Origin of the sequence: Spiroplasma ixodetis, from assembly GCF_040369795.1 — a bacterium.
In the GTDB taxonomy this organism is placed as follows: Bacteria; Bacillota_I; Bacilli_A; order Mycoplasmatales; family VBWQ01; genus Spiroplasma_E; species Spiroplasma_E ixodetis_B.
Map to the genome: position 1 here is coordinate 178705 of NZ_AP028955.1, position 22121 is coordinate 200825.

The following is a 22121-nucleotide window of genomic DNA, read 5'->3' on the forward strand; positions in this document are numbered from 1 at the left end:
TAACTCACTCTTTCTAGTTATTTAATTTTATTTACTAGAATTAATTAAACATAGTTATTTTTGTAAGTTACACATATTACTAAACATTACCTAAATTTTTTAAAAAAAATCTTTTTCTGCAATCTTTTCACCTAATTTAATTTCTCAATTTTTGTTACTTTTCTTTAACTGTCTACATTTTCAAATCTTATAAAATCATATGTTTTTTTATTTTTCATAATTTCATATTATTTTTTTCTATTTTATCTGTAATAACTTTTATTTTTAAATCAATTTCTTCTAAAACCAATTCTTGATTATCTTTTAGATTGTTATATTGTTCATTAACTAATTTATAACTGGCAAATGCTACTTGAAAACTTAATATTTCTTTACTATTAATTGTTTCATAAATAAATTTTTCCATTAAATTTTTTACTTCTATAACTTCCAATTCATGTTTGTTTTGAAAAGTTTCATTACGAAATACATCTAAAAATAAAGTTTGTACTGTATTAGTTATTATTTTAATATTTTCTAAATCAAATCTTTGTAATTAATTCATTTTTATATTAGCAAATTCAATAAATATATTTGCTCATTGTTCATATTCATAAAAATATAATCTTTTACCATTTAAAGAATTATCATCAAAATATAAGGATAATATTTTTCAATAAATATTATGTTCAGCAAATCGTAATTTTTTTGCTGCTAAACTTTTTTTGTTTTTAAAAATTGAATATTTTTTGACAAAAATCATTTTCTGATTTTATTTTTTAAATTTAATTCTCTATTATTGTTTGAATTTATAAAAGCATTATATCTATCTAAACAACTATAATATTGTTTTAAAATTTCATTTAAATCATTAAAAAAGATTTATTAAATTTTTTCATTTGTTCATCTTTTTTTTTGCTTCTTGAATAAATTGTTCTGCTTTTTCTTCATTAAATAAGAAATCTAACTCTGACACTTAAATCTCTCCTTAACATATTTAATTTGTTTTTAATTAATATTGTTTGCTAATGAATTATATAAAAATAATAAAAAGCCACACTAATAAATTTAATTTATTAACGGGCTTAATTTTACAAATATATAATTCCTAAAAATAATACACCTATTATAATTATTTGTAAAGGGAAAATTATTATTAAAATCATAATTTATTTCTATTTTATACAATATATTTTGTTAAAATAAAAAAATAAACTTTACATATTAAATGGTCTATTTTCTAAATTTTTTACTACACTAGAGGTATTATTCTTTTAAGAAGAAACAATTTATAATCAACCAGTATATCGTATTTTTTAATAATTGACATTTCTCTAATATATAGCTAACTAAAGTAATGTTTACTCATATCTTGAAAAACAAAATCAATCTCTTTTTTAATATTTGGTCAATAATTTGGTAATATTTTTCTTATATTATGTTTTATAGCAAATCAAAAATGTTCAATTGGATTTAAATTAGGAGAATATGGTGGAAGAAATAATAGTTTGCATCCAGCATTTTCAATTAATTGTTGTGTTAATTTAGATTTATGAAACGTTGGATTATCTAAAACTATAATTTGTCCACTCTTTAATACTGGAATTAGTATATTTTTTACATATGATTCAAAAATTTTACTGTTGCAATGTCCTTCAAATGCTCATAGGGATTTTAATTTACCTTTATTTAGTGAACCAATTATACTCATTCTTTTTATTTTATATGCGGGTTTATTATCAAATAATCTTTTACCTTTTTCAGATCAACCATATTTATAAAATTCATTATCATCAATTCCGGATTCATCAATATATACTAAATCTTCATTCATTATTTTAGCTATTTATTTTAAAAAATCTTCTTGTTTATTTTTATCTCTTTGTTCATATAGAAAAGTGTTTTTATATGTATAATTTAGTTTTTTGAAATAGTTATAAACTGTTTCTTTAGTCATATCACCAAATTTTTCAATTACTTTTTGAACTGTAACATCTTTATTTTGCTCTAAATAATTTTTTAATTCATCTAAATCCTTTATTTTGTGGCTATGTCCTTTTTGATAATTCAAAATTGGTTTTATATGCCCAGTTTCTTTTTTTCTTTTTCTTCATAAGAAAAAAGTCTTTCTAGTAATATTGAACACTTTACAAATTTCTTTAATTTTCATGTTTTTACTTTCATAGGCTTATATTACTTTTCTTCGTAAGTCTTCACTGTATGGTTTTGGCATAATTTAATCTTCCTAATCTATTTTAAATATTGCTGAATTGTACTTTTAAATTCAAAAACTGTTTAAATTACATATTATTATTTTACATTATTTATGAGTAAACATTACTTTAGTTAGCTATAGCATAATTTATATATTAATTGTTAATAAGTTATTTAAAATTTTTATAAAAAAGCATATATCCAAAAAAATATTGACTTTCGCGTTAAATTTATATATATTACAAAATAGTATTTGAATAAAGCTAATAAATTATATAAAGAGGAAGATATAAGATGCCATCAAAATTAGTAATCATGGAATCTCCAGTTAAAAGTAAAGCAGTACAATCATATTTAGGTAATGATTATTTAGTGTTATCTTCGGATGGACACATTCGTAATTTAGCAATTAAAAGTCAATATGGTTTGGGAATTGATTTAGAAACTTTTGAACCAATTTACAAAATTGATCACAAAAAAATGCCAAAGGTAAAAGAATTAAAAAGTAAATTAAAAAGTATTACTCATGTTTATCTAGCAACAGATCATGATCGCGAAGGAGAAGCAATTGCTTATCATTTAGATCAAGTATTAGCGACAAGTAATATATCATCACGAATAACTTTTAATGAAATTACTAAAGATGCAATTTTAACAGCATTTAAATCTCCACATAGTATTGATTTGCCATTAGTTCGTAGTCAAGAAGCGAGAAGAATGGTTGATCGTATCATTGGTTTTCGCTTAAGTAATCTATTACAAAAAAAGATTGGTTCACGTAGTGCAGGGAGAGTACAATCAGTAGCATTAAAATTAATAGCAACAAGAGAACGTGAAATTACTAATTTTATTAGTAAAGAATTTTGAACAATTAATAGTACTTATCAAAAAAAAATAATATTAAATTGTGAAAAATATAAAGAAGAACTGTTAGTTATTAATAATGAACAAGAAGCATTTGCTATTAAAAATGCATTAAGCGATAGTTATCAAGTAATTTCTGTTACTGAACAAAATCGTAAGCGTAATTCATTAAATCCATTTACTACTAGTAGTTTATTACAAGCAGCATCAACGCAATTAAATTTTAGTACTGCTAAAACAACGCTTATTGCTCAGCAATTGTATGAAGGAATTGATGTTAATGGAACACTTACCGGATTTATTAGTTATCCTCGTACTGATTCAATACGTTTAAATGATAAATTTATTGAAAATGCCAAAACATTAATTGTTAATGAATATGGTGACCAATATCTTGGGCAGAAGAAAGAACAGACTAATAAAAAAAATGTGCAAGATGCTCATGAAGCAATCAGACCAACTGATTTAACAATGAATAATAAACGTGCTATTGATTTTTTAAATAAAGATCAATTAAAACTTTATAATTTAATTTATTTTCGTGCCCTTAGTTCATTAATGGCACCAGCACAATCAATTAGTACTACTGTTTTATTTAAAAATAATGATTATCAATTTCGTTTAACAGGACAACAAATCAAGTTTAAAGGATTTTTAACGCTTGATGTAGAAAGTCTTGAAAATGAAGAAATTTTAGTTTTACCAAAATTTGAAAAAAATCAAATTATTAAAGTTGAGTCAGTAAATTTACAGCAACACTTTACTAAACCAAAACCAAGATACACAGAAGCTAAATTAATTAAAACATTAGAAGAACTAGGAATTGGTCGACCATCAACTTATAATCCAATTATGAACACTATTAAAGAACGCGGTTATGTTATTATTGAAAATAAGTCTTTTAAAGCTACTGAGAAAGGTCTTTTAACTAATGATAAACTTCAAGAATTTTTTTATGATATTATTAATGAGACATATACTTCACAAGTTGAAACTCAATTAGATAAAATTGCTCATGGTAATTTTGATATGCATCAAGTGGTAAAAGACTTTTGAGTTAAGTTTGAACCAAGGATTGATGATGCTTTTGATAAAATGACTGAGTTTAAAATTAAACCAGTTTTATTAGTTCAAGATTGTCCACTTTGTGGTGCCCCACTTGTGCAAAGAACAGGAAGATATGGTAAATTTAACGGTTGTTCATCATTTCCAAAATGTCGATATATTCAAAAAAAATTAGAAAAAATTAAACCTTGTTTAGTATGTAAAGATGGTTGAATGGTTGTTAAATCTTCAAAACAAAATCGAAAATTTTTAGGATGTACTAATTATCCAAATTGTAAACATGTTGAAAAGTATCAAGAAATAGTTTCTGATAAAGAAGTAAAGTAGGTGAAACGCATGTTAAAAGATTATATATTATTAATAGATAAACCTTCATTTATGACATCACAAGATTGTCTTGTTGTTATTAAAAAACGTTTGAAATTAAATAAAATTGGTCATACAGGTACGTTAGATCCTTTAGCAACAGGACTAATGGTAGTACTTGTGAATGAAGCAACCAAAATTAGTGATTTTATTTTAAAAAGTGATAAAGTTTACATTGCAAAAATGCAACTATTTTTAAAAACCGACACCGGCGATATTACTGGTAAAATTATTGAATCAAAACCACATCTTGATTTAAAAGAATCAGAAATTGTTAAAGCACTTGAATTTTATAATAATCGTCAATATGAGCAAATAATTCCTGCTTATGCAGCAGTTAAAATTAATGGTAAAAAACTTTATGAATATGCTCGCGAGAATATTCCTGTTGAATTACCAAAACGTAAGGTTTATATTAAATCTTTAAAATTAATTAGTTTTAATAATGATTTAGTTACTTTTGAAGTATTATGTTCAAAAGGAACTTATGTTCGAGCTTTGGTTACTGACATTGCTAGAATTTTACATACATCAGCAACTTTAACTTATTTGAGAAGAATTCATCAATCGGGTTTTGATTTAAGTAATGCCTTAAATTTAGATGTTATCAATGAAGAAACAGTTAGTAAAAATCATATTAGTATTTATGATGGTGTTAAAAATATTATGCCAGCGATTGTTGATAATAGTAAAAGTGTTATTGATGGTAAACCTTTAGTTATTGATAGTACTAATGAGCCATATGTTTTAGTTGTTAATTCTGAACATTTGCCATTAGCTATTTATCGTAATCAAAAAAATAATTTATACGTAAGCCAAAGAGGTTTTAAATGTAATGAAGATATTAAAATTGAAAAATCTAAATATTCAAAATCAAAAATTGATATCTAAACCAATTATTGCTTGTTGAGGATTTTTTGATGGTATTCATCAAGGTCATCAAGCCTTATTTAAACAATTATTAGTTAATTCAACAATAAATAATTATCAAACATGTATTATTAGTTTTGATAGAAAACCACAAAGTGTAATTAGTAATAAAAATAATGAGGTTTTATTAAGTAATGAAGATAAAATTAAAACAATTGCTAAATATAATTTTGATTATTATTGGGAAATTAAGTTTAGTAAAGAAATAGCAACACTTTCACCAGAGCAATTTATTTCGTGATTATTGGCAAATAATATTAAAGCAGTAGTTGTTAATCCAAATATTAGGTTTGGTTATCAAGGGCAAGGTAATATTAAAACATTACAACAATCTTTATTACAAGTTTATCTTTGTAATAATATTATTGTTAATAATAGCAAAGTTTCTTCAACTTATATTAAACAACTTTTACAAAATAAAGATATTAGTAGCGCTAATCTTTGTTTACAACAAGAGCCATATACAATTAGCGGTAAAGTAGTTCATGGTATTAAAGAGGCTAGAACGATTAATTTTCCAACTGCTAATTTATTGTTACTAACAAACTATGCATTACCAGGTCTTGCTACTTATATTACGCTTACTGAAGTAGATAATAAATGATATCAAAGTATGACAGTAATTATGTTACGTAATAATAAGCCGTTAGTTGAAACTTACTTATTAAACTTTAATCAAGATTTATATGGAAAAATCATTAAAGTTAGATTTTTAGATTTTCTTCGTGATAATTTAAAATTTACTAATTTAGATGATTTAAAAAAACAAGTGGATAAAGATTTAATAGAAACAATTAAATATTTTGCTAATTCTAGCAGTAAATTATTAAAGCCATAATAATTGTGATATTCTTTGTATTTACAATGATTATTAACATTATAAATACTATTTATTAAAAACTATTTCCAGTAAAATTTAATGGAAATTATCCCCACATGTACTAGTGTGGAGGAAAAAATGAATTGAAATGAATTCAATAGCATATTTCAAAATGAAAACGATTGTTTGAAATATATAGAGAAGTTGAAAGTAATGAAATGTATCAGGTGTGCTTCTTCTAGTTTGAATGTTTCTGATTTGAGAAGAATGAGATGTTTGAAATGTCATCAAACATTTAGTATTCTTCATGACACCATTTTTCACAAGTCACAAACACCTTTGACATCTTGGTTTTATCTCATCTTTAGATGAATAAACACAAAGCATGGTATACCATCAACAGATGTTGCAAGGGAATTGGGTGTGACATATAAAACAGCTTGAATAATGGGTCATGAAATCAGAACTAGAATTTGGAATCAAGATGCAGGGTTCATTGATTATGGCACAGCACAGATGGATGAAATGTATCTTTCACATGTAGGTTTTAAAAAACAAGGAAGATCCTTGTTGAATAAAACCTTGATTGTTGGAGTTTATGAGAAAATCAGCAACAAACTAATTGTGAAAGTATTGAAAAAAGCAGATGAGAAAAACCTTTTATGATTTGCATTGAAACACATTTCTACTGGGTGTTGTCTATTTACGGATTCTTGGAAGGGATATGGAATTTTCAAAAACTTCTATCACAAACATGAAATCGTAAATCATGAAGTTGGGTATGTGTCATCAACAGGTGTAAACACAAACCAGATTGAATCTGCATGAAAACACATCCGACGAACTTTCCGAACACACATAAAAGTTTCAAAACACAATATTCATTTATATGCAAAAGAAACTGCATATAAATTCAATAAGATACCTAGTTTTGAAACTATAATTTTGTGTTTGATTTAGATACATGTGGGGATAATTTCCTATATAGGCTTTTATCTCCATTTATGTGATAAAATTTAAAAATAGTACATAAAGGAATAAAAGCCAAATTTAATTTTATTGTATATGCTAATGAAAAATAAAAACAAAAAAAGGGAGTAAATAAATAATGAAATATTGAGTAAAATAATTTATAAATCAAATAAAAGATAATAATGAAATTTGTGCAAACTGTGATTATAAAGAAAATTTACATAAAAATATTACTTCAAATAATAATTGTCAAATTGTAAATGATGAAACAATAGACATATTCCGTAAATAAATTTTTTAAAAGTCAATTAATAATTTAAAATTTATTTTATAATTTCTTTATTAATAAATTAATAAGGTGTTGATAAAAATGAATTTTGAAAATTTAAAAAAATTAAAAAATGAACAATTTTATAGATATTTTGGTATAAAACGTTTTCATTTTGATGAAATGTTAACAAAATTAATTGAAATAGAAAATTTAAAAAAAAATAAAGGTAGAAAATATAAACTTTCAGTTGAAGAAAGATTGATGATGACTTTAGTATACTGAAAAGAATATTATACTTTTTTCCAAATGAGTATTAAATATAAAATGAGTGCATCAAGTTGTTTTCGAAATATTACTTGAGTAGAAAATAAACTTAGTGATGACAAAGATTATCAGTTTTTAAAAACAAAATATAAATCAAAAATTGAGAAAAAACAAGAAGATTTAAATGCATTTCAATTTTATTTAATTGATTCAACTGAAATTGAAATTGAAAGACCAACTAAAAAAAACTACAGTTAGAATATTTTTCTGGTAAAAGTTGAATGTTTTCTATAAAATTTCAAATTATATATGACTTTTTAATAAAAAAATTGTTGATATTTTTGCTGATAATGGAAAAGTACATGATTTTCAAATATTAAAAAATTCAAATCTTGAATTTTCAGAAAAAACAATAATTATTGGTGATTTGGGATATCAAGGAATACAAAATATTTATAAAAATACTATATTACCAATTAAAAAACTAAAAATAAAAAATTAACTAAACAAGAAAAAATCTACAATAAAATTATTTCAAAAATTAGAATTAAAGTTGAACATGTTTTTGCTTGATTAAAAAGATTCAAAATTTTAATAAATAAATGTAGAAAAAGTATATTTAGACTTATGTACTTAAGATTTAACTTACTTTGTGAAATTTTTAATAAAACAAAACCATTAAAATAAAAAAATATTTTTAATATTTTTTTAAAAATTTAAATTTTTATCAAGTTAATATAAAAATAATATTAACAATTTTTGTGTTTGAAATATAAATTTATTTTTAAAGTATTTTTTTAAAAATATTAACTTCTATAATTATTAACACTAAAAAATTTATAAATATTATTATTGACAATTGATTAAATTTATTTACGGAATATGTCTAATGCCATTTTTACAAGAACACACTTCAAATAATAAATGTATAGTTATTGAAATAGAATCAAATATTTCAGTTGTTAATAATATAGTAGAAATAAATTTACAAGAAAAACAAATTGAACAAAAAAAACAGACTACTAATAAATTACCTAATTATGGTTTAATTTGTTAAGAAATTAAAAAATTGGATGGGTTACACTTTATTGGACACTAATTACGTAGACAAGTGAACAAATTAGTTAAAAGAAAGGAATTATAATTATGGTCAATATTAACTCATATTCAGATGAATTTAAAAAACAAATAGTAGCTTTATATCAAAGTGGTAAGTCAGTTTCTTGTCTTGCTAAAGAGTACAATGTTACAAGAGCAGCTACTTATAATTGAATTAAGCAATTTACTAATTCAGGCAGTTTTAAAACCAAAGATAACCGTTCTGTTGAAGAAAATGAATTAATTAAATTAAGAAAAGAATTAAAACAATTAAGAATGGAAAATGATATTTTAAAGCAAGCAGCACTAATAATAGGCAGAAAATAGAAATTATTACTAAAAATAAAGTTAAATATAAAATTCGTAAAATGTGTCGTTTTTTAAAAATCTCTAAACCAACATATTATTTTAATTTCAAGAAAAAAGAAGATAAAATTAAAAATAATATGTATGATGAAGCTGTTATTAGTGCTTTTAAAGAAAATAAAGAAGCTTATGGAACAAGAAGATTAAAAGTTGTTCTAAAAGAAAAGAAAATTAATTTATCAAGACGAAAAATTAAAAAAATTATGAATAAACATAATTTAATATCAAAATACACTAAATTATCATACAAAAATTATCATAATAAAGTCAATGATATTCAAATTACTAATCTTGTTAATAGAGACTTTAATAATAGGCTTAAAAATGAAGTTATTGTTAGTGATTTAACTTATGTTCAAGTTAATGGTAAATGAAACTATATTTGCTTATTAATCGAGCTGTAAAATCTCGAAATTATTGGACATAGTGTAGGTACTAAAAAAGATGCATCATTAGTATATCAAGCATTTATGTGCTCAAATCGTTGTTTAAAAGATATTCAAATATTTCATAGCGATCGCGGTAATGCATTTAATAATAAAACTATTGATAAACTTTTATTAGCCTTCGATATTACCCGCTCTTTAAGCAAAAAAGGTTGTCCTTATGATAACGCTGTTGCTGAAGCAACTTTCAAAACTTTCAAAACAGAGTTTATTAATGATAAAAATTTTACATAATTAATCCAATTAAAATTAGAATTATTTGATTATATCAATTGATACAACAACATAAGAATCCACAGCACTCTAAACTACTTAACCCCCATAAAACACCAAGCACAAATGTCTACCAAAAAACAGTCCTAAAAAAATTTGCCATTCCAAATATAATTAAGTAAAATGAATGAATTATTTAAATAACTTATTTTAATAGATTAGTTAATTTACTTTCACTAATTTCTTTATATATGTTTAAATTAGTTTGTTCGTATAAATAACAAGCTCAATAGTATCAAATTAAATTTTGATAATTCATTCATTTTTTGACAATAATTGTTTGTTCATTATTTAAATTAAAACAATTAAATCAAGCATTAATTTGGGTTTCAGAAGTTAAACTTTCAGAAGCAAAAGAGGCAATATAAAATAATTCATCATTTCAACAAGCAAAATCTCAATCAATTAAATATCAACAATTATTTTTTTTAACAAAATTATTTAATGTTAAATCATTATGAGATAAAACAATTGTTGATGGTTGATAAGTAGCAATTCATTTGATTACCTCACTGGTTATTTTTTCTAAGCAAGGATTACTAGTAGTTAAATTACAGTATAAATTAAGTTGTTCTAAGCCTTTTCAAGTTTTAATTAATGATTTATTATCAAATTTAATATTATGTAGTTGTTTTACCAATGATGAAATTTGTTCTAATATTTGTTTATTAATTATTTGTTGGCTTAAATTAATTAAATTATGATAATATGGCATTAAGGTTAATAGTTTATTATTATTAATATTGACTTCATTAATAGGTAATGTAAATTTTTTTGATTTAATTAATTTAATAACATTAATTTGATTTTTAAAATTCAAAAAAGGTTGCAAAATATCTTTAGATTGTTTTAAAAAAATGTTTATTTACTAAAAATAATTCATTGGTTAAACCTTTTGTTTTTAATAGTTCTAATTGATATGGTGGTTTAATAGTTTTAAATTTCAAAATGGCACCTCTATTTTGCTTGTATTGTCCGTAATAAAATTATACAATTTATTAAATAAAAATTATTGAAAGTAAGTGATAGTATGTTAAAAAAAGGTTATATTCATATTTATAAAGGTGAAGAAAGAGGTAAAACCTCAATTCTTAATGGTATGGTAATTAGAGCATTGGGTAATAATCTTAATGTTAGTTACTTACATTTTTTAAAAAATCGTCCTTCTGGTGAAATTAATTTTTTAAAACAAAATACTAAACTTAAAATTGAAAGTTTTTATGAATCTTCGCAAAAATTTTTTTGAGAAATGGATGAAGAAGAAAAAAATAAATTAAAACAAGAAACTAATTATGGTCTTACTAGATTAAAACTGTTAAGTCAAAGTGATAATACTGATCTTATTGTTGTTGATGAAATTTTAGGGTGTATTCAAAATAATTTGATTAAAGAACAAGACTTAATTGAAATTTTAAAAAATAAAAAAAGACATATTGAAATTGCATTATCTGGTAGATATGCATCTTTTGCCTTAGAGCAATGTGCTAATTTAATTAGTGAAGTTAAATCAATTAAACATTATTTTGAACAAGCTAAAATTGCTCGTGAAGGGATTGATTATTAATGACTGCTAAAACCTTATGGTTTGCATCTAATAATATCGGTAAAATTAATGAATTAAAGAGTATATTACAAACAAAGGGATATAATGTCAAATCAATGTTAGAACTTAATTCTCCTCTTGAAATTAATGAAACAGGTACATCATTTATTGAAAATGCAATTTTAAAAGCAACAACACTTGCGAAATTAGTGAATGGTCCTGTTATTGCTGATGATTCAGGATTAGAAATATTGGCTTTAAATAATTTTCCTGGTATTAACTCAGCACGATGAAAGGGAGAAATGTCCTATCATGATGCAATGTTAGACATTTTAGAACAAATGGAAGGCGAAACTAATCGTGCAGCAGTATTTATTTCTGCTATCGCTTATGTTGATTTTGATCATAAGATTACTAAAGCGTTTATTGGTAAACTTGAAGGTGAAATTACTACTGAGATAAAAGGTAATGATGGTTTTGGTTACGATCAAATATTTTATGTTCCAGTAGTACATGCTACTTTAGGTGAATTGTCATTAGCAGATAAAAATAAAATTTCTCATCGTAATTCAGCAATTGAGCAATTATTAACATTTTTACAAGAACAAAATTAGATAGTTAAAATGAAAATAAAAAGGATGATTTAATTTTGTCATAATCATTAACAGATTCATAATTACCATTATTAACTGGTAATAACAATAATATTAAAACTACCACTACTCCTATTTGAAAATCACGAATAAAACCATTTAGTTTAATTAGTGGATGGGTTACACTTTATTGGACACTAATTACGTAGACAAGTGAACAAATTAGCTAAAAGAAAGGAATTATAATTATGGCCAATATTAACTCATATTCAGATGAATTTAAAAAACAAATAGTAGCTTTATATCAAAGTGGTAAGTCAGTTTCTTGTCTTGCTAAAGAGTACAATGTTACAAGAGCAGCTACTTATAATTGAATTAAGCAATTTACTAATTCAGGCAGTTTTAAAACCAAAGATAACCGTTCTGTTGAAGAAAATGAATTAATTAAATTAAGAAAAGAATTAAAACAATTAAGAATGGAAAATGATATTTTAAAGCAAGCAACACTAATAATAGTCAGAAAATAGAAATTATTACTAAAAATAAAGTTAAATATAAAATTCGCACAATGTGTCGTTTTTTAAAAATCTCTAAATCAACATATTATTTTAATTTCAAGAAAAAAGAAGATAAAATTCAAAATAATATGTATGATGAAGCTGTTATTAGTGCTTTTAAAGAAAATAAAGAAGCTTATGGAACAAGAAGATTAAAAGTTGTTCTAAAAGAAAAGAAGAGGCTTTTTAAAAATCTGTGTATCTTTTTACAAAGTTACTAGTTTAGATTAATTCTATCTTCAAATTTTATCATAAAATGAGCAATTCCTGTATTTCAATTTTGAATGGGCAGTGTTCATTTTTTTGTTATATTTTCAATTGCTAAGTAAAATATTTTAAAAACTGCCATATCATTTGGAAAAACTTTTTTATTTCTAATAACTTTTCGTAATTGACTATTAACATATTCAATAGCATTTGTTGTATAAATCACTCTTTTGATTTCTGCAGGATAACTAATAAAAACCATTAAATTATCTCAATTTTTATATCATGATTTAGCAATTTGTATTTTGGGAATTTCCTAAAAACTGTGTTTTTTAAATAAATTTTAGTTGTAAAATCACTAAGTTACACAGATTACTAAACATTACCGATATTTACTTTCAAAAGATTCTAAAGCTTGCATTGCTTGTTCTTCACTGCATGCACTATAAATTGGTTTTAAATCTGTAACTAGTGATTTTCTATGTTTGTATGAAACATATTTTAAGCTATTTCTAATTTGATGAACTATGCATAATTGATGTTCGGTTTTAGGATAAACTGATTGTATTGCTTCTGACATTCCTGTTAAATTGTCGCTACAAGCAATAAGAATATCATTTAAGCCTCTATTTTTCATTTCTGTGAAATTAGATAATCAAAACTTAGAACATTCATTTTCACTAATTCATAAACCTAAAACATCTTTTTTACCTTCTAAATCAACTCCTAGTGCTATATAAACTGATTTGTTAATAATGCGTTTATCTTGTCGTACTTTAACTACTATACAATCAAAATAAACAATCGGATAAAAACTTTCTAATGGCCGATTTTGTCATGCTTTAACATCATCAATAACATCATCAGTAATTTGACTAATAACACTTTCACTAATATCAGCGCCATGATATAACTCTTGTAACTGCATTCTAATATCTGATAAAGTCATGCCTTTGGCATATAATAGACATATTCCGTAAATAAATTTTTTAAAAGTCAATTAATAATTTAAAATTTATTTTATAATTTCTTTATTAATAAATTAATAAGGTGTTGATAAAAATGAATTTTGAAAATTTAAAAAAATTAAAAAATGAACAATTTTATAGATATTTTGGTATAAAACGTTTTCATTTTGATGAAATGTTAACAAAATTAATTGAAATAGAAAATTTAAAAAAAACTAAAGGTAGAAAATATAAACTTTCAGTTGAAGAAAGATTGATGATGACTTTAGTATACTGAAAAGAATATTATACTTTTTTCCAAATGAGTATTAAATATAAAATGAGTGCATCAAGTTGTTTTCGAAATATTACTTGAGTAGAAAATAAACTTAGTGATGACAAAGATTATCAGTTTTTAAAAACAAAATATAAATCAAAAATTGAGAAAAAACAAGAAGATTTAAATGAATTTCAATTTTATTTAATTGATTCAACTGAAATTGAAATTGAAAGACCAACTAAAAAAACTACAGTTAGAATATTTTTCTGGTAAAAGTTGAATGTTTTCTATAAAATTTCAAATTATATATGACTTTTTTAATAAAAAAATTGTTGATATTTTTGCTGATAATGGAAAAGTACATGATTTTCAAATATTAAAAAATTCAAATCTTGAATTTTCAGAAAAAACAATAATTATTGGTGATTTGGGATATCAAGGAATACAAAATATTTATAAAAATACTATATTACCAATTCAAAAAACTAAAAATAAAAAATTAACTAAACAAGAAAAAATCTACAATAAAATTATTTCAAAAATTAGAATTAAAGTCGAACATGTTTTTGCTTGATTAAAAAGATTCAAAATTTTAATAAATAAATGTATAAAAAGTATATTTAGACTTATGTACTTAAGATTTAACTTACTTTGTGAAATTTTTAATAAAACAAAACCATTAAAATAAAAAAATATTAACTTCTATAATTATTAACACTAAAAAATTTATAAATATTATTATTGACAATTGATTAAATTTATTTACGGAATATGTCTAATGAAAGAACTTGTTGATCAAAACCATCAAATCTTCTTTGTCTTTTTGCAACTATTACTGGCTCAAAATTACTATTACGATCTTGCGGTACATTAATCTCAATTTTACCTTGTTGGGTTATTAATTTTTTTGAACTTATACCATTACGAGCATTTTCACTAGTATTATGTTGATTTTTTTCATATCCTAAATAATTTTGCATTTCAGAATTCAACATTTTTTCAACTAATCTTTTTGTTAATTCTTTATATAAACCTCCCTCTTTAAAAACTGTTGTTAAATCTTCAGTATTTTCTAGTAATAAATCTACTGCTTTTGATATTGGATCATTATTATTAATATTTTGTTTTTTAGACATATAGCTAACTAAAGTAATGTTTACTCATAAATAATGTAAAATAATAATATGTAATTTAAACAGTTTTTTAATTTAAAAGTACAATTCAGCAATATTTAAAATAGATTAGGAAGATTAAATTATGCCAAAACCATACAGTGAAGACTTACGAAGAAAAGTAATAGAAGCCTATGAAAGTAAAAACATGAAAATTAAAGAAATTTGTAAAGTGTTCAATATTACTAGAAAGACTTTATTCTTATGAAGAAAAATAAAAAAAGAAACTGGGCATATAAAACCAATTTTGAATTATCAAAAAGGACATAGCCACAAAACAAAGGATTTAGATGAATAAAAAAATTATTTAGCGTAAAATAAAGATGTTACAGTTCAAAAAGTAATTGAAAAATTTGGTGATATGACTAAAGAAACAGTTTATAACTATTTCAAAAAACTAAATTATACATATAAAAAAACTTTTTTATATGAACAAAGAGATAAAAATAAACAAGAAGATTTTTTAAAAGAAATAGCTAAAATAATGAATGAAGATTTAGTATTATATATTGATGAATCTGGAATTGATGATAATGAATTTTATAAATATGGTTGATCTGAAAAAGGTAAAAGATTATTTGATAATAAACCCGCATATAAAATAAAAAGAATGAGTATAATTGGTTCACTAAATAAAGGTAAATTAAAAGCCCTATGAGCATTTGAAGGACATTGCAACAGTAAAATTTTTGAATCATATGTAAAAAATATACTAATTCCAGTATTAAATCGTGTACAAATTATAGTTTTAGATAATGCAACGTTTCATAAATCTAAATTAACACAACAATTAATTGAAAATGCTGGATGCAAACTATTATTTCTTCCACCATATTCTCCTAATTTAAATCAAATTGAACATTTTTGATTTGCTATAAAACATAATATAAGAAAAATATTACCAAATTATTGACCAAATATTAAAAAAGCGATTGATTTTGTTTTTCAAGATATGAGTAAACATTACTTTATTTAGCTATATGTCTACTATAAAAAACTTGATTATTATATGATTTAATATTACTTTTATTAAAAGATTCCTTGGAATGGCAACCTGGAATGGTAACCTTTTTTAGGAATGTTTTTTGGTAGACATTTGTGCTTGGTGTTTTATGGGGGTTAAGTAGTTTAGAGCGCTGTGGATTCTTATGTTGTTGTATCAATTGATATAATCAAATAATTCTAATTTTAATTGGATTAATGATGTAAAATTTTTATCATTAATAAACTCTTTTTTGAAAGTTTTGAAAGTTGCTTCAGCAACAGCGTTCTCATAAGGACAACCTTTTTTGCTTAAAGAGCGGGTAATGTCGAAGGCTAATAAAAGTTTATCAATAGTTTTATTATTAAATTCATTACCGCGATCGCTATGAAATATTTGAATATCTTTTAAACAACGATTTGAGCACATAAATGCTTGATATACTAATGATGCATCTTTTTTAGTATAGATAACTAAAGTAATGTTTACTCATAAATAATGTAAAATAATAATATGTAATTTAAACAGTTTTTGAATTTAAAAGTACAATTCAGCAATATTTAAAATAGATTAGGAAGATTAAATTATGCCAAAACCATACAGTGAAGACTTACGAAGAAAAGTAATATAAGCCTATGAAAGTAAAAACATGAAAATTAAAGAAATTTGTAAAGTGTTCAATATTACTAGAAAGACTTTATTCTTATGAAGAAAAAGAAAAAAAGAAACTGGGCATATAAAACCAATTTTGAATTATCAAAAAGGACATAGCCACAAAATAAAGGATTTAGATGAATAAAAAAATTATTTAGCGTAAAATAAAGATGTTACAGTTCAAAAAGTAATTGAAAAATTTGGTGATATGACTAAAGAAACAGTTTATAACTATTTCAAAAAACTAAATTATACATATAAAAAAACTTTTTTATATGAACAAAGAGATAAAAATAAACAAGAAGATTTTTTAAAAGAAATAGCTAAAATAATGAATGAAGATTTAGTATATATTGATGAATCTGGAATTGATGATAATGAATTTTATAAATATGGTTGATCTGAAAAAGGTAAAAGATTATTTGATAATAAATCAGCATATAAAATAAAAAGAATGAGTATAATTGGTTCACTAAATAAAGGTAAATTAAAAGCACTATGAGCATTTGAAGAACATTGCAACAGTAAAATTTTTTAATCATATGTAAAAAATATACTAATTCCAGTATTAAAGCGTGTACAAATTATATTTTTAGATAATGCAACGTTTCATAAATCTAAATTAACACAACAATTAATTGAAAATGCTGGATGCAAACTATTATTTCTTCCACCATATTCTCCTAATTTAAATCCAATTGAACATTTTTGATTTGCTATAAAACATAATATAAGAAAAATATTACCAAATTATTGACCAAATATTAAAAAAGCGATTGATTTTGTTTTTCAAGATATGAGTAAACATTACTTTATTTAGCTATATGTCTACTATAAAAAACTTGATTATTATATGATTTAATATTACTTTTATTAAAAGATTCCTTGGAATGGCAACCTGGAATGGCAACCTTTTTTAGGAATGTTTTTTGGTAGACATTTGTGCTTGGTGTTTTATGGGGGTTAAGTAGTTTAGAGTGCTGTGGATTCTTATGTTGTTGTATCAATTGATATAATCAAATAATTCTAATTTTAATTGGATTAATGATGTAAAATTTTTATCATTAATAAACTCTTTTTTGAAAGTTTTGAAAGTTGCTTCAGCAACAGCGTTCTCATAAGGACAACCTTTTTTGCTTAAAGAGCGGGTAATGTCGAAGGCTAATAAAAGTTTATCAATAGTTTTATTATTAAATTCATTACCGCGATCGCTATGAAATATTTGAATATCTTTTAAACAACGATTTGAGCACATAAATGCTTTATATACTAATGATGCATTTTTTTTAGTATAGATAACTAAAGTAATGTTTACTCATAAATAATGTAAAATAATAATATGTAATTTAAACAGTTTTTGAATTTAAAATTACAATTCAGCAATATTTAAAATAGATTAGGAAGATTAAATTATGCCAAAACCATACAGTGAAGACTTACGAAGAAAATTAATAGAAGCCTATGAAAGTAAAAACATTAAAATTCAAGAAATTTGTAAAGTGTTCAATATTACTAGAAAGACTTTATTCTTATGAAGAAAAAGAAAAAAAGAAACTGGGCATATAAAACCGATTTTGAATTATCAAAAAGGACATAGCCACAAAATAAAGGATTTAGATTAATTAAAAAATTATTTAGCGCAAAATAAATATGTTACAGTTCAAAAAGTAATTGAAAAATTTGGTGATATGACTAAAGAAACAGTTTATAACTATTTCAAAAAACTAAATTATACATATAAAAAAACTTTTCTATATGAACAAAGAGATAAAAATAAACAAGAAGATTTTTTAAAAGAAATAGCTAAAATAATGAATGAATATTTAGTATATATTGATGAATCTGGAATTGATGATAATGAATTTTATAAATATGGTTGATCTGAAAAATGTAAAAGATTATTTGATAATAAACCCGCATATAAAATAAAAAGAATGAGTATAATTGGTTCGCTAAATAAAGGTGAATTAAAAGTCCTATGAGCATTTGAAGGGCATTGCAACAGTAAAATTTTTGAATCATATGTAAAAAATATACTAATTCCAGTATTAAAGCGTGGACAAATTATAGTTTTAGATAATGCAACGTTTCATAATTCTAAATTAACACAACAATTAATTGAAAATGCTGGATGCAAACTATTATTTCTTCCACCATATTCTCCTGATTTAAATCCAATTGAACATTTTTGATTTTCTATAAAACATAATATAATAAAAATATTACCAAATTATTGACCAAATATTAAAAAAGTTATTGATTTTGTTTTTCAAGATATGAGTAAACATTACTTTAGTTAGATATATGTACTTAAGATTTAACTTACTTTGTGAAATTTTTAATAAAACAAAACCATTAAAATAAAAAAATATTTTTAATATTTTTTTAAAAATTTAAATTTTTATCAAGTTAATATAAAAATAATATTAACAATTTTTCTGTTTGAAATATAAATTTATTTTTAAAGTATTTTTTTAAAAATATTAACTTCTATAATTATTAACACTAAAAAATTTATAAATATTATTATTGACAATTGATTAAATTTATTTATGGAATATGTCTAGTAATTAAAATAATTATAGTAAATTATTTTTTCTAACTTCGAAGAGAAAGAAAAAAATATAATATAAATACAATTTTTTTTGGGTACTAAGTTTTCTAAGTTTTTTTATGTTAAAATAATAAAGATTTTATTACTTTACAAGTAATAATAAGTATAAGTAATAATAAAGAAAAAAATGGTGATTTACTTTATGTGAGATCGTAAAATTTTACGAAAAATTAATAAACAAGTTAAGGAAATAATTAGCCTTGATGAAACAATGAGAAAAATTAAAGATGAAGAATTAGCAATTAAAACAGTTGAATTCAGAACCAGATTGGCAGAAGGCGAGACTTTAGATGATATTTTAGTTGAAGCTTTTGCGACAATTAGAGAAGCAGCACGAAGAATTAGTGGATTACATCCATATCCTGTTCAATTAATTGGTGGTATTGTTCTTCATAATGGTGATGTTGCTGAAATGCGAACTGGTGAAGGAAAAACTTTAACTGCTGTGATGCCAATTTATTTAAATGCTTTAAGTAGTAAAGGTGTTCATGTTATTACTGTTAATGAATATTTAGCAGCAAGAGATGCTGAATTAAATCGACCAATTTTAGAATTTTTGGGAATTACTATTGGCGTTAGTCTTCGTAATCATTCTACTAATCAAAAACGTGAAGCGTATTTAAAAGATGTTACCTATACAATTAATTCAGAATTAGGCTTTGATTATTTGCGCGATAATATGGTTAAAGTTTATCCAGAAAAAGTTCAACGTCAGCTTAATTATGCTATCATTGATGAGGCGGACTCTGTTTTAATTGATGAATCAAGAACACCTTTAATTATTTCTGGTGGTTCAAAAAATCGTACTCCTTTATATCAAGCATCAGATGTTTTTGCAAAAACTTTAATACCTGAAGATTATAAAATTGATTGAGAATCACGTCAAATTGCATTAACAGTAACGGGTGTTAATAAAGCTCAAAAACAGTTTAATTTAAAAAATTTATTTGATATTGATAACTCGGAATTATTTCATCATATTCAAAATGCACTTCGTGCTAATCATGTTTTCAAATTAGATGTAGAGTATGTTGTTAAAGATGGTGAAATTGTGCTAGTTGATCAGTTTACTGGTAGATTAATGCCTGGTAGAGTATATAGTGATGGACTTCATCAAGCTTTACAGGCTAAAGAAAATGTTACAATTCAACAAGAAACAACAACAGTAGCTACTATTACTTATCAAAACTTTTTCCGTTTATATAATAAACTAAGTGGTATGACAGGAACTGCTAAAACCGAAGAAGAAGAGTTTGTAAAAATTTATAATATGAGAGTAATTAAGATTCCTACTAATAAACCAATTATTCGAGAAGATAAACCCGATCATGTTTTTGCTTCATTAAATGCTAAATTTAAATCTTTAATTGCAGAAGTTAAAGAACGACATACTAAAGGACAACCAATTTTGATTGGTACTGCTAATGTTGATGTATCAGAACGAATTGCTAATATGTTAACTTTGGAAGGAATTAAGCATGATATTTTAAATGCTAAAAATCATGCTCGTGAAGCTGATATTATTGCTAGAGCTGGTGAAAAAGGATCAATTACTTTAGCAACCAATATGGCAGGACGTGGAACAGATATTAAACTTGGTAAGGGTGTTATTGAACTTGGTGGCCTTGCTGTATTAGGTACTGAAAGAAACGAAGCACGAAGAATTGATAATCAATTACGTGGAAGAGCCGGAAGACAAGGTGATCCTGGATTTTCACGATTTTATGTTTCAATTGAAGATGATTTGATGTTACGTTTTGGTGGTGAAAAATTAAAAAAAGCTTTTGCAAGTTTAGGTGAAGACTATATTAGATCAAAAATGTTAACTAGATCAATTACTAGAGCACAACAAAAAATTGAAGGTATGAATTTTGATGCACGAAAAAACTTATTAGATTATGATAATGTTATTGCTCAGCATCGTGAAGCTACATATCATCAACGTGATAATATTTTACTTGCTGATGATTTATTAGATTTAATCAAAAATATGCACAGAACAGTAGCGCGTGATTTACTAAATATTTTTAATAAAGTTGTTGGTAGAGAACAGTTTATTGATTATGATGAATTAGTTAAAGGTATTAAAAATAAATTAATTAAACCTAATGATTTAATAGCAGAAAAGTTAAATCGATTAAGTACTGAAGAAAATATTGATTTAATTGTTGAAAAATCTTATAATTTTTATCTTGAAAAAAGAGAAAAATTAAATGATGTTATTATAAAACAAATTGAAAATAGTGTTATTTTACAAACTTTTGATCAATATTGAATTAATCACATTGATGCTTTAAGCAAACTGCGTGCAGGAATCCATTTGCGTGGTTATGCGCAGTTAAATCCCTTACAAGCTTATATTGAGGAAGCTTCAAAATTATTTAATCGTATGAAAATCAATGTTGCTCATCAAGTTATTATTATGTTACATAGCATTGATCCAGAACAACATCAGGTTCGTGGTGGTCAAGATGCATTGGATACAGTATTAGCAAGTAATGTTGAAACTAAAACTAAAATTGGATAATTAATCTTTATTTAAAAAACTAAGTATTAAAATACTTAGTTTTTTAAATATATTTTTTTTATTCTATTTGATTTTTTTCTTTATTTTTTCATGACTTTTTTTTAAATATGTTTGGCT

At 23.6% G+C, this 22121-nt stretch carries 27 protein-coding genes and 4 pseudogenes; 22 read left to right on the plus strand and 9 right to left on the minus strand.

Going from position 1 to position 22121, the window contains the following annotated elements:
- Positions 1–187: 187 nt before the first annotated feature.
- The 4 genes from ABWV63_RS01275 to ABWV63_RS01290 all read right to left on the minus strand — a co-directional run bounded on the left by ABWV63_RS01275 (position 188) and on the right by ABWV63_RS01290 (position 2149).
- Positions 188–406 (minus strand): hypothetical protein, encoded by a 219-nt coding sequence (locus tag ABWV63_RS01275; RefSeq protein WP_353306497.1) that lies wholly within the window; start codon positions 404–406, stop codon positions 188–190.
- Positions 407–535: 129 nt separating this feature from the next.
- Positions 536–742 (minus strand): hypothetical protein, encoded by a 207-nt coding sequence (locus tag ABWV63_RS01280; protein ID WP_353306498.1) that lies wholly within the window; start codon positions 740–742, stop codon positions 536–538.
- Positions 743–1324: 582 nt separating this feature from the next.
- On the minus strand, positions 1325–1813 hold the full coding sequence (locus ABWV63_RS01285) for an IS630 family transposase (protein ID WP_353306499.1): 489 nt from the start codon (positions 1811–1813) through the stop codon (positions 1325–1327).
- Between the two features lie 12 nt (positions 1814–1825).
- Positions 1826–2149 (minus strand): IS630 transposase-related protein, encoded by a 324-nt coding sequence (locus ABWV63_RS01290; protein WP_353306363.1) that lies wholly within the window; start codon positions 2147–2149, stop codon positions 1826–1828.
- Positions 2150–2508: 359 nt separating this feature from the next.
- Here ABWV63_RS01290 and topA point away from each other — a divergent pair, with 359 nt between their 5' ends.
- From topA to ABWV63_RS01330, 8 genes and pseudogenes are all read left to right on the plus strand, one after another.
- Entirely contained in the window at positions 2509–4449 is a 1941-nt protein-coding gene (topA, locus tag ABWV63_RS01295) for a type I DNA topoisomerase (RefSeq protein ID WP_353306500.1), read from the plus strand.
- A gap of 9 nt (positions 4450–4458) precedes the next feature.
- The gene (gene truB, locus ABWV63_RS01300) at positions 4459–5379 is read left to right on the plus strand and encodes a tRNA pseudouridine(55) synthase TruB (RefSeq protein ID WP_353307141.1); all 921 of its coding nucleotides are present in this window, start codon (positions 4459–4461) and stop codon (positions 5377–5379) included.
- Entirely contained in the window at positions 5324–6256 is a 933-nt protein-coding gene (gene ribF / locus ABWV63_RS01305; protein WP_353306501.1) for a riboflavin biosynthesis protein RibF, read from the plus strand. Before truB ends, ribF begins: the two co-directional genes overlap by 56 nt.
- Positions 6257–6376: 120 nt before the next feature.
- A complete protein-coding gene (locus tag ABWV63_RS01310) occupies positions 6377–7198 on the plus strand; it encodes an IS1595 family transposase (RefSeq protein WP_353306502.1) in 822 nt (273 codons plus the stop codon).
- A gap of 382 nt (positions 7199–7580) precedes the next feature.
- Positions 7581–8003: a transposase family protein gene (locus tag ABWV63_RS01315; protein WP_353306503.1), complete on the plus strand. Its 423-nt coding sequence runs from the start codon at positions 7581–7583 to the stop codon at positions 8001–8003.
- Between the two features lie 19 nt (positions 8004–8022).
- A complete protein-coding gene (locus ABWV63_RS01320; RefSeq protein ID WP_353305961.1) occupies positions 8023–8247 on the plus strand; it encodes a hypothetical protein in 225 nt (74 codons plus the stop codon).
- A gap of 387 nt (positions 8248–8634) precedes the next feature.
- Entirely contained in the window at positions 8635–8802 is a 168-nt protein-coding gene (locus ABWV63_RS01325) for a hypothetical protein (protein WP_353306504.1), read from the plus strand.
- A gap of 89 nt (positions 8803–8891) precedes the next feature.
- Positions 8892–10018, plus strand: a pseudogene (locus ABWV63_RS01330) (IS3 family transposase).
- A gap of 55 nt (positions 10019–10073) precedes the next feature.
- Here ABWV63_RS01330 and ABWV63_RS01335 read toward each other — a convergent pair.
- On the minus strand, positions 10074–10748 hold the full coding sequence (locus ABWV63_RS01335; RefSeq protein WP_353306505.1) for a phosphotransferase: 675 nt from the start codon (positions 10746–10748) through the stop codon (positions 10074–10076).
- A 210-nt stretch (positions 10749–10958) separates the two neighbouring features.
- Here ABWV63_RS01335 and ABWV63_RS01340 point away from each other — a divergent pair, with 210 nt between their 5' ends.
- The 4 genes from ABWV63_RS01340 to ABWV63_RS01355 all read left to right on the plus strand — a co-directional run bounded on the left by ABWV63_RS01340 (position 10959) and on the right by ABWV63_RS01355 (position 12842).
- Positions 10959–11492, plus strand: a complete 534-nt coding sequence (locus ABWV63_RS01340) for a cob(I)yrinic acid a,c-diamide adenosyltransferase (RefSeq protein ID WP_353306506.1) — start codon at positions 10959–10961, stop codon at positions 11490–11492.
- On the plus strand, positions 11492–12085 hold the full coding sequence (gene rdgB, locus ABWV63_RS01345) for an RdgB/HAM1 family non-canonical purine NTP pyrophosphatase (RefSeq protein ID WP_353306507.1): 594 nt from the start codon (positions 11492–11494) through the stop codon (positions 12083–12085). The genes ABWV63_RS01340 and rdgB overlap by 1 nt, the downstream gene beginning before the upstream one ends.
- Positions 12086–12312: 227 nt before the next feature.
- Complete coding sequence (locus ABWV63_RS01350) at positions 12313–12591, plus strand: transposase (protein WP_353306508.1); 279 nt, start codon at positions 12313–12315, stop codon at positions 12589–12591.
- A gap of 41 nt (positions 12592–12632) precedes the next feature.
- Positions 12633–12842 (plus strand): transposase, encoded by a 210-nt coding sequence (locus ABWV63_RS01355; protein WP_353306509.1) that lies wholly within the window; start codon positions 12633–12635, stop codon positions 12840–12842.
- Here ABWV63_RS01355 and ABWV63_RS01360 read toward each other — a convergent pair.
- Positions 12839–13777, minus strand: a pseudogene (locus ABWV63_RS01360) (IS256 family transposase). The gene ABWV63_RS01355 and the pseudogene ABWV63_RS01360 sit on opposite strands and share 4 nt — an antisense overlap.
- 113 nt (positions 13778–13890) lie before the next feature.
- Here ABWV63_RS01360 and ABWV63_RS01365 point away from each other — a divergent pair.
- Both ABWV63_RS01365 and ABWV63_RS01370 read left to right on the plus strand, forming a co-directional pair.
- Complete coding sequence (locus ABWV63_RS01365) at positions 13891–14328, plus strand: transposase family protein (protein WP_353305692.1); 438 nt, start codon at positions 13891–13893, stop codon at positions 14326–14328.
- A 7-nt stretch (positions 14329–14335) separates the two neighbouring features.
- The gene (locus ABWV63_RS01370; RefSeq protein WP_353306510.1) at positions 14336–14743 is read left to right on the plus strand and encodes a transposase family protein; all 408 of its coding nucleotides are present in this window, start codon (positions 14336–14338) and stop codon (positions 14741–14743) included.
- Between the two features lie 70 nt (positions 14744–14813).
- Here ABWV63_RS01370 and ABWV63_RS01375 read toward each other — a convergent pair whose 3' ends face one another.
- Positions 14814–15191: a transposase gene (locus ABWV63_RS01375; protein ID WP_353306511.1), complete on the minus strand. Its 378-nt coding sequence runs from the start codon at positions 15189–15191 to the stop codon at positions 14814–14816.
- A 121-nt stretch (positions 15192–15312) separates the two neighbouring features.
- On the opposite strand from ABWV63_RS01375, the gene ABWV63_RS01380 reads away from it, so the two are divergent.
- Positions 15313–15525, plus strand: a complete 213-nt coding sequence (locus tag ABWV63_RS01380) for an IS630 transposase-related protein (RefSeq protein WP_353306512.1) — start codon at positions 15313–15315, stop codon at positions 15523–15525.
- 63 nt (positions 15526–15588) lie between these two features.
- Complete coding sequence (locus ABWV63_RS01385) at positions 15589–16203, plus strand: IS630 family transposase (protein ID WP_353306513.1); 615 nt, start codon at positions 15589–15591, stop codon at positions 16201–16203.
- Positions 16204–16299: 96 nt separating this feature from the next.
- Here ABWV63_RS01385 and ABWV63_RS01390 read toward each other — a convergent pair.
- A pseudogene (locus ABWV63_RS01390) lies at positions 16300–16620 on the minus strand (IS3 family transposase); the annotation flags it as partial.
- Positions 16621–16858: 238 nt separating this feature from the next.
- Here ABWV63_RS01390 and ABWV63_RS01395 point away from each other — a divergent pair.
- From ABWV63_RS01395 to ABWV63_RS01405, 3 genes are all read left to right on the plus strand, one after another.
- A complete protein-coding gene (locus ABWV63_RS01395; protein WP_353306514.1) occupies positions 16859–17008 on the plus strand; it encodes a hypothetical protein in 150 nt (49 codons plus the stop codon).
- A gap of 63 nt (positions 17009–17071) precedes the next feature.
- On the plus strand, positions 17072–17401 hold the full coding sequence (locus tag ABWV63_RS01400) for a transposase (RefSeq protein ID WP_353306515.1): 330 nt from the start codon (positions 17072–17074) through the stop codon (positions 17399–17401).
- 54 nt (positions 17402–17455) lie between these two features.
- On the plus strand, positions 17456–17683 hold the full coding sequence (locus tag ABWV63_RS01405) for a transposase (protein WP_353307142.1): 228 nt from the start codon (positions 17456–17458) through the stop codon (positions 17681–17683).
- Between the two features lie 96 nt (positions 17684–17779).
- Here the strand turns inward: ABWV63_RS01405 and ABWV63_RS01410 are convergent.
- Positions 17780–18151, minus strand: a pseudogene (locus tag ABWV63_RS01410) (IS3 family transposase); the annotation flags it as partial.
- Between the two features lie 124 nt (positions 18152–18275).
- Here ABWV63_RS01410 and ABWV63_RS01415 point away from each other — a divergent pair.
- From ABWV63_RS01415 to secA, 3 genes are all read left to right on the plus strand, one after another.
- Positions 18276–18485 carry an IS630 transposase-related protein gene (locus ABWV63_RS01415; protein ID WP_353306164.1) on the plus strand — a complete coding sequence of 70 codons (210 nt, stop codon included), beginning with the start codon at positions 18276–18278 and terminating at the stop codon, positions 18483–18485.
- A 66-nt stretch (positions 18486–18551) separates the two neighbouring features.
- Entirely contained in the window at positions 18552–19163 is a 612-nt protein-coding gene (locus ABWV63_RS01420) for an IS630 family transposase (RefSeq protein ID WP_353306516.1), read from the plus strand.
- A gap of 456 nt (positions 19164–19619) precedes the next feature.
- On the plus strand, positions 19620–22004 hold the full coding sequence (gene secA, locus ABWV63_RS01425) for a preprotein translocase subunit SecA (RefSeq protein WP_353306517.1): 2385 nt from the start codon (positions 19620–19622) through the stop codon (positions 22002–22004).
- Positions 22005–22121: the final 117 nt, after the last annotated feature.